Origin of the sequence: Thalassospira sp. MCCC 1A02898 (assembly GCF_001618185.1) — a bacterium.
Lineage (GTDB): Bacteria > Pseudomonadota > Alphaproteobacteria > Rhodospirillales > Thalassospiraceae > Thalassospira > Thalassospira tepidiphila.
The window spans coordinates 1-15,985 of sequence record NZ_LPXK01000005.1; the positions used below are offsets into that span (position 1 = coordinate 1).

At 54.8% G+C, this 15,985-nt stretch carries 12 protein-coding genes, 1 tRNA gene and 1 pseudogene; all 14 read right to left on the minus strand.

All coding sequences use genetic code 11. The features are described from left to right. The coding region (locus tag AUQ41_RS20505) for a GTP-binding protein (RefSeq protein WP_039011239.1) at window positions 1-97 on the minus strand (97 nt) is incomplete at its 3' end. A 28-nt stretch (window positions 98-125) separates the two neighbouring features. Continuing rightward, window positions 126-2,207, minus strand: a complete 2,082-nt coding sequence (fusA, locus tag AUQ41_RS04940; protein WP_008892340.1) for an elongation factor G — start codon at window positions 2,205-2,207, stop codon at window positions 126-128. A 27-nt stretch (window positions 2,208-2,234) separates the two neighbouring features. After that, on the minus strand, window positions 2,235-2,702 hold the full coding sequence (gene rpsG, locus AUQ41_RS04945) for a 30S ribosomal protein S7 (protein ID WP_007092426.1): 468 nt from the start codon (window positions 2,700-2,702) through the stop codon (window positions 2,235-2,237). 12 nt (window positions 2,703-2,714) lie between these two features. Then, window positions 2,715-3,086: a 30S ribosomal protein S12 gene (gene rpsL, locus AUQ41_RS04950; RefSeq protein WP_008892339.1), complete on the minus strand. Its 372-nt coding sequence runs from the start codon at window positions 3,084-3,086 to the stop codon at window positions 2,715-2,717. A 371-nt stretch (window positions 3,087-3,457) separates the two neighbouring features. Further along, window positions 3,458-7,645 (minus strand): DNA-directed RNA polymerase subunit beta', encoded by a 4,188-nt coding sequence (gene rpoC / locus AUQ41_RS04955; protein WP_008892338.1) that lies wholly within the window; start codon window positions 7,643-7,645, stop codon window positions 3,458-3,460. Between the two features lie 108 nt (window positions 7,646-7,753). Continuing rightward, a complete protein-coding gene (rpoB, locus tag AUQ41_RS04960; RefSeq protein WP_063087030.1) occupies window positions 7,754-11,920 on the minus strand; it encodes a DNA-directed RNA polymerase subunit beta in 4,167 nt (1,388 codons plus the stop codon). A 378-nt stretch (window positions 11,921-12,298) separates the two neighbouring features. Further along, window positions 12,299-12,676, minus strand: coding sequence for a 50S ribosomal protein L7/L12 (gene rplL / locus AUQ41_RS04965; protein ID WP_063087031.1), 378 nt, complete (start codon window positions 12,674-12,676; stop codon window positions 12,299-12,301). Between the two features lie 55 nt (window positions 12,677-12,731). Then, the gene (gene rplJ, locus AUQ41_RS04970) at window positions 12,732-13,250 is read right to left on the minus strand and encodes a 50S ribosomal protein L10 (RefSeq protein WP_008892334.1); all 519 of its coding nucleotides are present in this window, start codon (window positions 13,248-13,250) and stop codon (window positions 12,732-12,734) included. Between the two features lie 279 nt (window positions 13,251-13,529). Beyond that, window positions 13,530-14,228 (minus strand): 50S ribosomal protein L1, encoded by a 699-nt coding sequence (rplA, locus tag AUQ41_RS04975; protein WP_063087032.1) that lies wholly within the window; start codon window positions 14,226-14,228, stop codon window positions 13,530-13,532. Window positions 14,229-14,232: 4 nt separating this feature from the next. Beyond that, window positions 14,233-14,661 carry a 50S ribosomal protein L11 gene (gene rplK / locus AUQ41_RS04980; RefSeq protein ID WP_008892332.1) on the minus strand — a complete coding sequence of 143 codons (429 nt, stop codon included), beginning with the start codon at window positions 14,659-14,661 and terminating at the stop codon, window positions 14,233-14,235. Window positions 14,662-14,767: 106 nt separating this feature from the next. Beyond that, the gene (nusG, locus tag AUQ41_RS04985) at window positions 14,768-15,298 is read right to left on the minus strand and encodes a transcription termination/antitermination protein NusG (RefSeq protein ID WP_008892331.1); all 531 of its coding nucleotides are present in this window, start codon (window positions 15,296-15,298) and stop codon (window positions 14,768-14,770) included. A gap of 2 nt (window positions 15,299-15,300) precedes the next feature. Then, window positions 15,301-15,498, minus strand: coding sequence for a preprotein translocase subunit SecE (gene secE, locus AUQ41_RS04990; protein ID WP_040824880.1), 198 nt, complete (start codon window positions 15,496-15,498; stop codon window positions 15,301-15,303). A gap of 50 nt (window positions 15,499-15,548) precedes the next feature. Then, a tRNA-Trp gene (locus AUQ41_RS04995) sits at window positions 15,549-15,624 on the minus strand. Window positions 15,625-15,755: 131 nt separating this feature from the next. Continuing rightward, a pseudogene (tuf, locus tag AUQ41_RS05000) lies at window positions 15,756-15,985 on the minus strand (elongation factor Tu); the annotation flags it as partial.

A 15,985-nucleotide genomic window follows, 5' to 3' on the forward strand; every position in this document is an offset into this window, starting at 1 on the left:
TGATTGCTGCGGTCAGCGTGGTTTTACCGTGGTCAACGTGGCCGATAGTGCCAACGTTAACGTGCGGTTTTGTACGCTCAAACTTTTCTTTAGCCATTTCTAACTCCGTTTATTCTAGCTGGCCCTTAGCCGGCCGATTTGGCTTTGACTTCGTCCGCAACTGCCTGCGGGACGTCGGCATAATGATCGAACTGCATCACGAACTGGGCACGGCCCTGGGACATGGAGCGCAGCGTGTTGACGTAACCGAACATGTTCGCCAGCGGTACGAACGCGTTAACAACGCGTGCAATACCACGGGAGTCCATGTCACGGACCTGGCCACGACGGCTGTTCAGGTCGCCAATGATATCGCCCATGTATTCTTCCGGGGTAACTACCTCGACCTTCATGATCGGCTCGAGCAGCTTCGGAGAAGCTTTTGCCAAACCTTCGCGGAATGCTGCGCGAGCAGCGATTTCGAAGGCCATGACGCTCGAGTCAACGTCGTGGTATGCACCGTCCGTCAACTTGATAGAGAAGTCGGTTACAGGGAAGCCTGCGATCACACCGCTCTGCAGCGAGCTTTCGAGACCTTTCTGTACGCCCGGGATGTATTCCTTCGGAACGTTACCGCCAACAACGGTATCGGAGAAGGAGAAGCCCGAACCCGGTTCACCCGGGGTGAAGGTCAACTTGATACGTGCGAACTGACCCGAACCACCCGACTGTTTTTTGTGGGTGTAGTCGATATCGACTTCTTTCGAGATCGTCTCACGGTAAGCAACCTGCGGCGCGCCGACGTTTGCTTCGACTTTGAATTCACGCTTCATACGATCGACAAGAATGTCGAGGTGAAGTTCGCCCATACCGGAAATGATGGTCTGGCCGGATTCGTGGTCGGATTTAACGCGGAACGACGGATCTTCCTGTGCAAGACGTGCAAGGGCGAGACCCATTTTTTCCTGGTCGGCTTTCGATTTCGGCTCAACAGCGATTTCGATAACCGGATCCGGGAATTCCATACGCTCGAGAATGATCGGCTTGGCCGGGTCACAAAGGGTATCACCAGTGGTGGTGTCCTTCATGCCAACCAGAGCAACGATGTCGCCCGAGCATGCGTATTTGATTTCTTCGCGGTTGTTTGAATGCATAAGAAGCATACGGCCGATGCGTTCTTTTTTCTCTTTAACAGAGTTGAGAACATACGAACCGGCATCCAGAACACCGGAATAGATACGAATGAAGGTCAAGGAACCGACGAACGGGTCGGACATGATCTTAAACGCAAGAGCAGAGAACGGTGCTTCGTCGGTCAGCGGACGGGTATCCGGCTCGTCTTCGGTGTTCGGCTTAACGCCACGAACATCGTCGATGTCATCCGGAGCCGGCATGTAGTCGACAACAGCATCAAGAAGCGGCTGAACGCCTTTGTTCTTGAACGCGGTACCCAGAAGGACCGGAACAAGGTTACCAGCGATCGTACCTTTGCGGATGCACTTCTTGATAACTTCCTCGGTCGGCATTTCGCCTTCGAGGTAAGCTTCCATTGCTGCTTCGTCGCACTCGACAGCCTGTTCGATCAGGGCTTCGCGGTATTCCGCAGCCTGGTCAGCAAGCGAGTCACGGATGTCGCGATATTCGAATTCTGCACCAAGGCTTTCGTCTTTCCAGACGATTTCCTTGTTGCGAACGAGATCGACAACACCTTCGAATTCGCCTTCGGAACCAATCGGCAGCTGCATAACAGCGACATTGGCACCGAGACGTTCTTTCATCATCTCAACGCAACGGAAGAAGTCCGCACCGGTACGGTCCATTTTGTTGACAAAGCACATACGCGGTACGTGGTATTTGTCAGCCTGGCGCCAAACGGTTTCGGTCTGCGGTTCAACACCGGAAACGGCATCGAAGACCGCGCAAGCACCATCGAGAACGCGGAGCGAACGTTCAACTTCAATCGTGAAGTCAACGTGGCCCGGGGTATCAATGATGTTAACACGGTGATCGTTCCAGAAGCAGGTAGTTGCAGCAGACGTAATCGTAATGCCGCGTTCCTGTTCCTGTTCCATCCAGTCCATGGTCGCGGCGCCGTCGTGGACTTCGCCGATCTTGTAGGACTTGCCGGTGTAGAAAAGAATTCGCTCGGTTGTCGTGGTTTTACCAGCATCGATGTGTGCCATGATGCCAATATTGCGATACCGAGAGATCGGAGTACGTTGTACCATAATCGACTCTTGATCCTGAGGTCTGGGTTACCAGCGATAATGAGCGAAAGCCTTGTTGGCTTCGGCCATACGGTGGGTATCTTCGCGTTTCTTGACGGCCGAGCCACGGTTGTTGGCTGCGTCCATCAGTTCGCCTGCAAGACGACCAACCATGGTGGTCTCGGAACGTTTGCGCGCAGCGTCAACCAGCCAACGAATGGCCAGAGCCTGACGACGCTCGGAACGAACTTCAACCGGAACCTGGTAGGTAGCACCACCAACACGGCGCGAACGAACTTCGACGTTCGGCTTCACGTTATCCATGGCTTCGTGGAACTGGGCAACAGGGTCTGCACCCTTGCCTTCCATAACTTCCAGGGCACCATAAACGATCTTTTCAGCTGCGGATTTTTTACCATCCAGCATCAGACCGTTCATGAACTTGGTCAGAACCTTATCGCCATATTTGGCGTCAGGCAGAACTTCGCGCTTTTCAGCAGCGTGACGACGTGACATCTGAGCTGCTCCTTATTTCGGACGCTTCGCGCCGTATTTCGAACGACGCTGTTTACGGTCTTTGACACCCTGCGTATCGAGGGTACCGCGAATGATGTGGTAACGGACACCCGGCAAATCTTTTACACGGCCGCCGCGGATCATTACGACGGAGTGTTCTTGCAGGTTGTGGCCTTCACCCGGAATGTAAGAGGTAACTTCGTAGCCGTTGGTCAAACGAACACGAGCAACCTTACGAAGTGCCGAGTTCGGCTTCTTCGGGGTGGTGGTATAGACACGGGTGCAAACGCCGCGTTTCTGCGGGCATGCTTCCAGTGCCGGAACCATATCGCGCTGGGTGCGCGGAGTCCGCTTTTTGCGGATCAACTGGTTAATAGTGGGCATTAACTTTCCCTTTTACTTTAACGGACGCCACTAGGGCGTTGCTCTTATCGACGCACGACGAGCGACCACGCGTCTTTGTACAAGTACAAAAACACGCGCGGACGCCCATAAAAGCAGGAGTTCCTGCCTCGACGGCCGTCAGAGTCGCACTCAAGCGATGGGGGGCGAAAACCGCCCGCTACCGCACAAAACGGCACCGGCACAGTTGCACCCCCCTAGATTCGGTGGGCGCATACTAGTGACGGGCCCCTTTTGCGTCAAGCAAAACCCTCTGGGCCTTCGAGTTGGCGCTTCAAACGCCGAAACGAGCCGGTGCGTCGATAAGAGTCCGGCTCGTTTCTGATTCTTTTTAACTGTCTGACGCGACGATGTTATTCGCCTGCCGGCAGTGAAGCAGTATCGGATTGCGGACCAAAGTTGTCGCCGATTTCTTCTTCTGCTTCGATCTGTACATTTTTGTCGCGTTCGGCAGCCAGTGCACGGAAGCGGTTCATCACCGCACCGGTACCAGCCGGGATCAGACGACCCACGATGACGTTCTCTTTCAGACCGATAAGCGTATCGGTTTTGCCCGAGACAGCAGCCTCGGTAAGAACACGCGTGGTTTCCTGGAACGACGCGGCCGAAATGAAGGAGTGCGTCTGGAGCGAGGCTTTGGTGATCCCCTGGAGGACCGGTGCACCTTCGGCCAGTTCGCCGCCTTCTTTAAGAGCACGTTCGTTTTCGGCATCAAAATCAACGCGGTCAATGATTTCGCCAACCAGAAGCGTGGTGTCACCCGGTTTGGTGATTTCCACTTTCTGCAGCATCTGACGTACGATGACTTCGATGTGCTTGTCGTTAATCTTCACGCCCTGCAGACGGTAGACTTCCTGGATCTCGTTGACCAGGTAATCTGCCAGTGCCGGGACGCCCATAACACGCAGAATGTCGTGCGGAACCGGTGAACCATCGAGAAGCTGATCGCCCTGCTCGACAAAGTCGCCTTCCTGAACGGCAAGGTGCTTGCCTTTCGGGATCAGGTATTCGACCGGTTCGGTCAGACCCGAGTCTTCGAGCGGATGAACCACGACGCGACGCTTGTTCTTGTAGTCCTTGCCGAATTCGACGCGACCCGGGATATCCGAGATAATCGCGTGTTCTTTCGGTTTACGGGCTTCGAACAGCTCGGCAACGCGCGGCAGACCACCGGTAATGTCACGGGTTTTCGAACCTTCACGCGGGATACGTGCGAGCACGTCACCAGCGGCGACCTTCTGACCGTTCTCGACCGAGAGAATAGCATCAACCGAGAGGAAGTAACGGGCTTCAAGACCGTTATCCAGGTTGATGACCTCGCCGTTTTCGTTACGCAGGGTAACGCGCGGCTTAAGGTCGGATGCCTTTGGCATGCTCTTCCAGTCGATAACCGTCTTCGAGGCGATACCGGTCGCTTCGTCATAGACTTCGCGAATGGTTACGTTCTCGAGAAGGTCGACATAGTTCACGTAACCTTCTTTCTCGGTGATGATCGGCAGGGTGTACGGATCCCATTCAGCCAGTTTCTGGCCACGGGTAACCTGCGCGCCTTCATCGGTCAGAAGTTTCGCACCATACGGAACACGATATTTCGCACGTTCACGACCGGTCTTGTCGATCAACAGGATCTCGAGGTTACGCGCCATGACGATGTTCACGCCCGACGAGTTCTCAACAACCGCGCGGTTTTTCAGTTTCACGGTGGCATCGAAGTTAGCTTCGACACCGGAAACTTCTGCACCACGCTGCGCGGCACCACCAATGTGGAACGTACGCATGGTCAGCTGGGTACCCGGTTCACCGATCGACTGTGCGGCGATAACACCGACAGCTTCACCGATGTTGACCGTGGTACCGCGGGCTAGGTCACGACCATAGCAATGGCCGCAAACACCGGTTTCGGCGTCACAGGTCAGAACCGAACGGATACGCGCCATTTCGACGCCAGCCTTTTCGATCAGATCAAGGTGATCTTCTTCGACCATTTCGTTCTTCGGTACGATGATTTCACCGGTCGACGGATTGACAATCTCGTCAGCGGTGAAACGACCGAGGATACGATCGGAAAGGGTTTCGATAACCTCACCGGAGTCGACGACGGCTGCGATGTCGAGACCACGATCGGTACCGCAATCATGCTGAGTGATGATGCAGTCCTGGGCCACGTCAACGAGACGACGGGTCAGGTAACCCGAGTTCGCCGTTTTCAGTGCGGTATCAGCCAGACCTTTACGAGCACCGTGGGTGGAGTTGAAGTACTCCTGCACGGTCAGGCCTTCTTTAAAGTTCGAAATAATCGGCGTCTCGATGATCGAGCCATCCGGTTTCGCCATCAGGCCACGCATAGCAGCCAGCTGACGCATCTGGGCGGCAGAACCACGGGCACCGGAGTGCGCCATCATGTAAACCGAGTTCACATTGTCACCTTCAGCCGTTGCCGAGATGACTTTCATCATCGCTTCGGAAACGTCGTCGGTGCACTGTGCCCAGGCGTCAACAACCTTGTTGTATTTCTCACCACGGGTGATGAGACCATCCTGGTACTGCTGCTCGTATTCCTTGACCTTTTCATGGGTCTCGCCAACCAGCTTTTCCTTGGCGTCCGGAATGATCATGTCATCCTTGCCAAACGAAATACCGGCTTTACATGCCCAGTTGAAACCAAGGCCCATCATGCGGTCAGCAAAGATAACGGTCTCTTTCTGGCCACAGTGACGATAGACGACGTCGATAACGTTCGAGACGTCTTTCTTGGTCAGCAGCTTGTTGATGGTCGAGAACGGAATGCGCGGATGACGCGGCAGAAGTTCCGACAGCAACATGCGGCCCGGGGTGGTGGCAACACGAACGGTGATCGGTTCGTTGTTTTCATCAACCGTGTGGTAACGGGCATTGACCTTGGAATGCAGGTTTACAACACCTTCATCCAGTGCCTGCTCGATCTCGGCGATGTTGACAAACGACATGCCCTCGCCCGGCTGACCATCACGCTCCATGGAGATGTAGTACAAACCAAGGACGATGTCCTGCGACGGCACGATGATCGGTTTACCCGACGCCGGCGACAGGATGTTGTTGGTCGACATCATCAGGGTACGTGCTTCAAGCTGGGCTTCAAGCGACAGCGGTACGTGAACAGCCATCTGGTCACCGTCGAAGTCCGCGTTAAACGCAGTACAAACGAGCGGGTGCAGCTGGATGGCCTTACCTTCGATCAGGGTAGGTTCGAACGCCTGAATACCAAGACGGTGCAGCGTCGGTGCGCGGTTAAGCATGACCGGGTGTTCACGGATAACCTGTTCAAGGATATCCCAAACTTCGGCACGCTCTTTTTCCACCATGCGCTTTGCAGCCTTGATGGTGGTCGCCATCCCGTACAGTTCCAGCTTCGCGTAAACGAACGGCTTGAACAGTTCGAGCGCCATTTTCTTCGGCAGACCGCACTGGTGCAGTTTCAGGTTCGGACCCACGGTAATAACCGAACGACCGGAATAGTCGACGCGTTTACCCAGAAGGTTCTGACGGAAACGACCCTGCTTACCTTTAAGCATGTCCGACATCGATTTGAGCGGACGCTTGTTGGCACCGGTGATCGGACGACCGCGACGGCCGTTATCAAACAGCGCGTCAACCGATTCCTGAAGCATACGTTTTTCGTTACGCACGATGATATCAGGCGCACGAAGCTCGATCAGGCGCTTCAGACGGTTGTTACGGTTGATCACACGACGATAAAGATCGTTCAGATCCGAGGTCGCGAAACGGCCGCCATCCAGCGGAACCAGCGGGCGCAGTTCCGGCGGAATAACCGGGATCACTTCAAGGATCATCCATTCCGGGCGTGCGCCTGATTCCTGGAAGGCCTCAATCAGCTTGAGACGCTTGACCAGCTTCTTGCGCTTGGCTTCGGAATTGGTTTCCTTGAGGTCGATTTTCGCGGTTTCGCGTTCTTCATCAAGGTCGATCGCCGCAAGCATATCGCGGATGGCCTCTGCACCGATACCGGCGCGGAAGCTGTCTTCGCCATATTCTTCCTGGGCGGTCATATACTGGTCTTCGGACAGGAGCTCACCCATTTTAAGCGGGGTAAGGCCCGGTTCGATAACCACATAGTTTTCGAAGTACAGAATGCGCTCAAGATCCTTGAGCGTCATGTCCAGCAGCAGACCCAGACGGCTCGGCAGCGACTTCATGAACCAGATGTGGGCAACAGGTGCCGCCAGTTCGATATGGCCCATACGTTCACGACGTACTTTGGCCAGAGTCACTTCGACGCCGCATTTTTCACAGATAATGCCGCGATACTTCATACGCTTGTACTTGCCGCACAAGCATTCGTAGTCCTTCACCGGACCAAAAATGCGCGCACAGAACAGGCCGTCGCGCTCCGGTTTGAAGGTCCGGTAGTTGATGGTTTCCGGTTTCTTGATCTCGCCGAACGACCAGGAGCGGATACGCTCCGGGCTGGCAATCTGAATCCGGATCTGATCGAAGCTCTGGGTGCCCTGCGGCTGCCCGAAGATCTTCATCAACTCGTTCATAAAGGCTCTCCCGCTATGCCCGGTCTCGCCGGGTTTCGCCAATTTCAGGCCGAAAGATGCGATTTGGCGACCGGGATGCCCGGATGGGCACCCCTGTCAGCCAAACACTTAGAAATCGTTCTGCTCAAGCTCGACATTGAGGCCAAGCGAACGGAGTTCTTTAACGAGAACGTTAAAGGATTCCGGAATGCCGGCTTCGAAGGTGTCTTCGCCGCGAACAATGGCTTCGTAGACCTTGGTACGGCCCGAAACGTCATCCGACTTGACCGTAAGCATTTCCTGGAGGGTGTAAGCGGCACCGTAAGCTTCGAGTGCCCACACTTCCATCTCCCCGAAACGCTGGCCACCGAACTGCGCCTTACCACCCAGCGGCTGCTGGGTAACAAGAGAGTACGGACCAATCGAACGTGCGTGGATCTTGTCGTCGACCAAGTGGTGCAGTTTGAGCATGTAGATATAGCCCACTGTCACCTTGCGATGGAATTTCTCACCGGTACGACCGTCATAGAGGTCGACCTGGCCAGAACCATCGAGGCCTGCTTTTTCAAGCATACGAACAACATCCGGCTCACGGGCACCGTCGAAGACCGGGGTGGCCATCGGGACGCCGCGACGCAGGTTGTTACCAAGTTCAATAACTTCGCCATCAGAAAGCTCTTTGATGCCGGCGATGTATTCTTCGCCTTCGTAGACATCATTAAGCTTGCTGCGCAGGTCATCCATCTCGCCACGACCATCGGCAACAGCATCGACGAGTTCGCCGATCTGTTCACCCAGACCACGAGACGCCCAACCAAGGTGGGTTTCAAGGATCTGGCCGACGTTCATACGCGACGGAACACCCAGCGGGTTCAAAACGATATCGACCGGCGTACCGTCTTCGAGGTGCGGCATGTCTTCAACCGGCATAATGCGCGATACGACACCCTTGTTCCCGTGACGGCCGGCCATTTTATCACCCGGCTGCATTTTACGTTTAACTGCGACGAAGACTTTGACCATCTTCATCACGCCCGGCGGCAGTTCGTCACCGGCCTGCAGTTTGTCGACCTTGTCATCGAAGCGGGCCTGAAGAACAGCAATCGATTCCTCGAACTGTTTTTTCAGAGCTTCGATGTCAGACATGACATTGTCATCTGCAACAGCGATCTGGCGCCAAAGACCACGGGCAACACCCGACAGGCTTTCTTCGGTCAACTCGCCGGTCAGGCCCTTCGGACCATCGACCAGTTTCTGACCAACCAGAAGGTTCTGCAAACGACCATAGAAGTTACGCTCGAGGATCGCGCGTTCGTCATCGCGGTCCTGTGCGAGACGTTCGATTTCTGCGCGTTCGATCGCCAGAGCACGTTCGTCCTTGTCAACGCCACGACGTGAGAACACGCGGACTTCAACAATGGTACCGAACTGTCCCGGCGGGACACGAAGCGAGGTATCGCGAACGTCAGATGCTTTTTCACCGAAGATGGCGCGCAGAAGTTTTTCTTCCGGCGTCATCGGGCTTTCGCCCTTCGGCGTTACCTTACCGACAAGGATATCGCCCGGCTTGATTTCCGCACCGATGTAGACAATGCCCGCCTCGTCGAGGTTTTTGAGCGCTTCTTCACCGACGTTCGGAATATCACGGGTGATTTCTTCCTGACCGAGCTTGGTATCGCGGGCCATGACTTCGAATTCCTCGATGTGGATCGAGGTATAGACGTCATCACGGGCAATACGTTCGGACAGAAGGATGGAGTCCTCGAAGTTGTAACCGTTCCACGGCATGAACGCGACAAGCACGTTACGGCCGAGAGCGAGTTCACCCATATCGGTACACGGACCATCCGAAATGATGTCACCCTTCTGGACAACATCGCCAACTTTCACCAGCGGACGCTGGTTGATGCAGCTGCCCTGGTTGGAACGCTGATATTTCAGCAGGGTGTAAATATCGACACCCGATTCCGAAGCAGCAATGTCACCAGTTGCGCGAATGACCATACGAGTCGCGTCAACGGATTCAACAACACCATCACGGCGTGCGATCAGGGTTGCACCCGAATCACGTGCCACCGGAACTTCCATACCGGTCCCGACATACGGCGCCTCGGAGCGGATCAACGGAACCGCCTGACGCTGCATGTTCGAGCCCATCAGTGCGCGGTTCGCGTCATCGTTCTCGAGGAACGGAATGAGCGCGGATGCGACCGATACCAGCTGCTTCGGCGAGACGTCCATCAGGTCGATCTCTTCGGAGCGGGCCATGTAGTGGTCACCGGCCTTACGGGTGTTGATCAGTTCGTTGGTGAAGCTGAAGTCAGCGTTAAGCGGTTCGTTTGCCTGTGCGATGACATAACGGCCTTCTTCGATCGCCGAGAGGTAAATAACCTCTGCGGTGACGTTACCGTCGACAACCTTACGATACGGGCTTTCGATGAAGCCGTACTGGTTGACGCGGGCAAAGGTCGCCAGCGAGTTGATCAGACCAATGTTCGGACCTTCCGGCGTTTCAACCGGGCAGATACGACCATAGTGGGTCGGATGAACGTCACGCACTTCAAAGCCTGCACGCTCACGGGTCAAACCACCCGGGCCAAGCGCCGAAAGACGACGTTTGTGGGTAATTTCCGAAAGCGGGTTGGTCTGGTCCATGAACTGCGACAGCTGCGAGGAGCCGAAGAATTCACGAACAGCAGCCGCAACCGGCTTGGCATTGATCAGGTCATGCGGCATGACGTTGTCGATCTCGACCGAGCTCATACGCTCGCGGATCGCACGTTCCATACGCAGCAGACCAACGCGGAACTGGTTTTCCATCAGCTCGCCAACCGAACGCAGACGACGGTTACCGAGGTGGTCAATATCGTCAATCTCGCCACGACCGTCTTTCAGGTCGATCAGAACACGGACGACTTCCAGAATGTCTTCGCGACGCAGGATACGAACGGTGTCTGCACATTCGAGGTTCAGACGCGCATTCATTTTCACGCGGCCAACCGCGGAAAGGTCATAACGTTCTGAATCGAAGAACAGGCCCTTGAACATGGCTTCCGCACCCTCGAGGGTCGGCGGTTCACCCGGGCGCATCACGCGATAGATGTCCACAAGGGCTTCTTCGCGGTTGCTGTTCTTGTCCAGTGCCATGGTGTTGCGCAGATACGGACCAACCTGGTTGTGGTCGATCATCAGCAGACGAACGGAATCAACACCCCATTCTTTCAGCTGCTCGAACACTTCCTCGGTCAGTTCGTGGCCGGCTTCTGCCAGGATCTCGCCGGTTTCACCATCGATGAGGTCATCAGCCATGAACCAGCCGTTAAGCTGCTCTTCAGGCACGAGGATCTCGGTAACACCCTGTTCGGCGATTTTACCAGCAGAACGCTTGGTGATCTTGGAACCAGCCGCAGCAACAACTTCGCCGCTTTTGGCATCGATCAGATCGAAGACAAGCTTCTGGCCAATGTAACGCTCGACGCTGAAATCGGTAACCCAACCATCCTTGGTGCGGCGGTATTCAGCCGACTCATAGTAATAGTTGAGGATTTCTTCCGGGGTCAGACCTTCGATTTCCGACGGATCGACAGAGCGGCCTTCTTCGGCACGCTGTGCACGCAGCTGTTCGGACTCTTCGTTTTCAAGAGCCATAAGCAGCGTGGTCGCCGGCAGTTTGCGGCGACGGTCGATACGGACGTAAAGAATGTCTTTGGCATCGAATTCGAAATCGAGCCAGGAACCACGATACGGAATGACACGTGCGGCAAACAGATATTTGCCCGAGCTGTGGCTCTTGCCCTTGTCATGGTCGAAGAAGACGCCCGGCGAACGGTGCATCTGGGACACAATCACACGCTCGGTGCCGTTCACGATAAAGGTACCGTGTTCGGTCATGAGCGGCATGTCGCCCATGTAAACGTCCTGTTCCTTGATATCGCGGATCGAACGGGCACCCGTGTCCTCGTCGATATCCCAGACAACCAGACGCAGAGTTACACGCAGTGGTGCGGCAAAGGTCATACCACGCTGGCGGCACTCTTCGGTATCGTATTTGGGCTGCTCAAGCTCATAGGAAACAAATTCAAGAGTTGCGCGTTCCGAAAAATCTTTAATCGGAAAGACGCTCTTGAATACTTCCTGAAGACCTGCATCGTCTCGCTGCTCCTGCGAGATTCCGGTCTGCAAAAACTTATCGTAGGAATTCTTTTGAACCTCGATGAGATTCGGGAGCGGAGCGACTTCGCTGATCCGTCCAAAGCTTTTGCGGATGCGCTTTCGACCAGTAAAGGACTTATCCATCATCGTTCCTTTAATCGCGCCTCCCCACACCGTCCGAACTCGTTCGTCCCTGCTCTGTCACGTTCGCGAGTCGCGCAAAACGCATACAGCACAACGACGCCCGAGCCCCGTACGGGGCGGGCGTTCACTTGATTATGACTGTGGATGTTATTTGACATCCAACTTGATTGAGATCACTGATCCCTCGGCTGTCGACGCCGTCAAAGATAACCTCTGACCTAAACGGCCTTACGTTATGTACGATTACCTTTGGCAGCGTCAACCGTTAAATTCCTGTTCGCGCCTCTGCACGGGCTCGGCACGATTGCCGTAGTGCACAGAGACGGAAGGGCCGGCGCCCGAAGGACGCCGACCCAGACCTTGGCAAGAAGCCGTCGATTATTTGAGTTCGACGGTTGCGCCGGCTTCTTCCAGCTTCTTCTTGATTTCTTCGGCTTCGTCCTTAGCAACGCCTTCTTTGACGGCTTTCGGAGCGCCTTCAACCAGGTCTTTGGCTTCTTTGAGGCCAAGACCGGTGATGCCGCGTACTTCTTTAATGACGTTGATTTTCTTGTCGCCAGCAGAAGCGAGGATAACGTCGAATTCGGTTTTTTCTTCAGCAGCAGCACCACCGGCAGCAGCGCCACCAGCAGCAGCAACAGCTACCGGAGCAGCGGCGGAAACGCCCCACTCTTCTTCGAGCATTTTGGAAAGTTCTGCAGCTTCAAGAACGGTGAGCTTGGAAAGCTCGTCAACGAGTGCCTTAAGATCGGCCATTTTACTATACTCCTAGGCTTGAACTTAGATATCTGAGATATCTGATTACTTTGGTTTACGCGGCTTCGCCTTTGTCGGCATATGCCTTCAGCACCTGGGCGATCTGGCCCGCCGGCTTGGAGGTCAGCGTAGCGATACGCTGTGCCGGGGTCTGGATCATACCAACCAGTTTCGCACGAAGTTCGTCCAGCGACGGCAGTTCTGCCAGAGCTTTGATGCCCTGTTCATCGAGAACCTGTTCGCCGATGGCACCAGCAACAAGAACCAGCTTGTCGTTGGATTTCGCGAACTCGGAGGCTACTTTTGCGACCGAAGCCGGATCAGCTGAATAGCCAATCGCGGTCGGACCGGTGAAGTAGTCTGCAAGACCAGCAAATTTGGTGCCTTCCAGAGCAAGTCGCGTAAGCCGGTTTTTGGTGACCTTGAAGCCCGCACCAGAATCACGCATCTGTGCACGAAGAGCGGTGATTTCAGCAACCGTCAGACCCTTATACTGGGTGATGACGACGCCTTCCGCACCTTCGAACACTTCGCGCATTTCTGCTACGAACTGTTGTTTTTCATCGCGGTTCACTTTTAGTCTCCGACATTGCTTATTGCCCTGAACCCCACAAGGAGGTTCACAGACGCGACCAGTCCTTTCGAACTGGTCTGTGACGCCCGTCCGTTTGCCAGATGTTCAAGCCTTGTGTGAATCCCCGATGGGGAAAACTAAGAACCGGAACCTCTGCCTATGCAGGGAATTAAGAGTGGCAAATCCCACTCACCTGCAGTCTGGGACAGACAGGTAGAGAGGGCACTGAGCCCTCTCCGGTCCTGACCGATCCGAAGACCGGTCAGAATTCGAATTTTCTTACTTCGACGCGATGTCAGCAATCGACAGTTTCACGCCAGCACCCATGGTGGAGCTGATCGCAGCGCGCTGCAGGTAAACACCTTTTGCGCCTGTCGGTTTTGCCTTAACGATCGCATCGACGAATGCTTTTGCATTCTCAAGGATCTGTTCTTCGCTGAACGATGCCTTGCCGATACCTGCATGAACGATACCGTTTTTCTCGGCGCGGAACTGGACCTGGCCAGCTTTTGCGTCGGAAACAGCGGTCGCAACATCCATGGTCACGGTGCCGAGTTTCGGGTTCGGCATCAGGCCGCGCGGGCCGAGTACCTTACCGAGACGGCCGACAACAGCCATCATGTCCGGGGTTGCAATAACGCGATCATAGTTCAGATCGCCTTTCTGCATTGCTTCCATCAGGTCTTCGGCGCCAACAGCGTCTGCACCAGCTTTCTGGGCTTCTTCTGCTTTGGCTTCTTTTGCGAAGACAGCAACGCGCATGGTTTTACCGGTACCATGCGGCAGGGAAACAACACCACGGACCATCTGGTCAGCGTGACGCGGATCAACACCAAGGTTCATGGCCATTTCGATGGTTTCATCGAATTTGGCTTTTGCACCTTCTTTGACGAGCTTTACAGCAGCTGCAAGTTCGTACTGGGTGTTACGGTCGATGCCCTCATAGGCCTGGGCAAGGCGTTTACCAGTCTTGGCCATCGTCTTACTCCACAACCTCGAGACCCATCGCACGGGCAGAGCCCTCGATCATTGCCATCGCGCCATCAACGTCAAATGCGTTGAGGTCAGCCATTTTGGCTTCTGCGATTTCTTTGACCTGTGCTTTGGTTACTTTACCAACATAACCTTTACCGGTGGTGCCGGAGCCCTTGGCAATACCTGCTGCCTTTTTCAGGAAGTAGGATGCCGGCGGGGTTTTGGTTACGAAAGAGAAGGAACGGTCGGAATAAACGGTGATGACGACCGGAATCGGCATACCAGGTTCCATCTGCTGGGTCGCTGCGTTGAACGCCTTGCAGAATTCCATGATATTCACGCCGCGCTGACCAAGAGCCGGGCCGACAGGCGGCGACGGGTTGGCTTTGCCGGCGGGAATCTGCAGCTTAAGATAGCCGTCGATTTTCTTCGCCATTAGGGTACCTCTTAAAGAAGCGCGCGGTACGGCCATGGCTGACCTCCCGCGCCTTGATTGCTGCCTGCGTATACAAGCAGCGACTTAAATTTTCAAGATCGTTTTTTTAAAGCTTCTCGACCTGGGTGTATTCCAGCTCGACCGGAGTTGAACGACCGAAGATCGAAACAGACACCTTAAGGCGTGCACGTTCTTCATCAACCCCTTCGACAATCCCGTTAAACGATGCAAACGGACCGTCGGAAACACGTACTTCCTCGCCGATATCGAATGCGATGGTCGGCTTCGGACGATCAACACCTTCCTGCACCTGATGCAGAATGTGCTGAGCTTCCTTTTCGGAAATCGGCATCGGCTTGCCACGGCTGCCGAGGAAATCGGTAACCTTGGCGGTGTTCTTGACCAGGTGCCAGCTTTCGTCAGTGAGATCCATCTTCAGCAGGACATAGCCCGGGAAAAACTTCCGCTCGGCATTGACCTTTGCGCCGCGACGGACCTCGACAGTCTCTTCGGTCGGCACCAGAACTTCTTCGATCTCGCCTTCCAGACCTTTCTTGATGGCCTGTTCGCGGATCGACTGGGCGACCTTTTTCTCAAAACCGGAGTGAACGTGCAAAACGTACCAGCGATGCGCCATAATCAACCCCCAACACCAAAGACCAGCTTAACACCCCATGCGAGGAGCTGATCGACAACAAAGAAGAAAACAGACGCAAGAGCAACCATCACGAAAACCATGATGGTCGAAACAGTCGTTTCCTTACGGGACGGCCACGAAACTTTTTTCGCTTCGGAGCGGACCTGCTGTACGAATTGTGCTGGCGACGTTTTAGCCATTGTCGGGGTTACACCGCTTTCTAATGCTTTATTTCACAACCCGGAAAAAGTGGCAGGAGAGGAGGGACTCGAACCCCCGACACTCGGTTTTGGAGACCGATGCTCTACCAACTGAGCTACACTCCTACAAGACATCAGAAAGTTGAAAAGCTTATCTTCTTCCTGACTAAATCCCGCCCGGGTGGCGGGGTGTGCGGGCGGGTTATAGCCGCCCGCACATCCAAGATCAAGCACTCAATCGTGCAAAATCTCAAAAATTATTCGATGATTTTCGCAACAACACCCGCACCGACGGTACGACCGCCTTCACGGATTGCGAAACGCAGACCTTCGTCCATTGCGATCGGGGCAATGAGAGTTGCGGTCATCTGAACGTTGTCGCCCGGCATAACCATTTCGGTGCCAGCCGGCAGCTCGATCGAACCGGTTACGTCAGTCGTACGGAAGTAGAACTGCGGACGGTAGTTCGAGAAGAACGGCGTGTGAC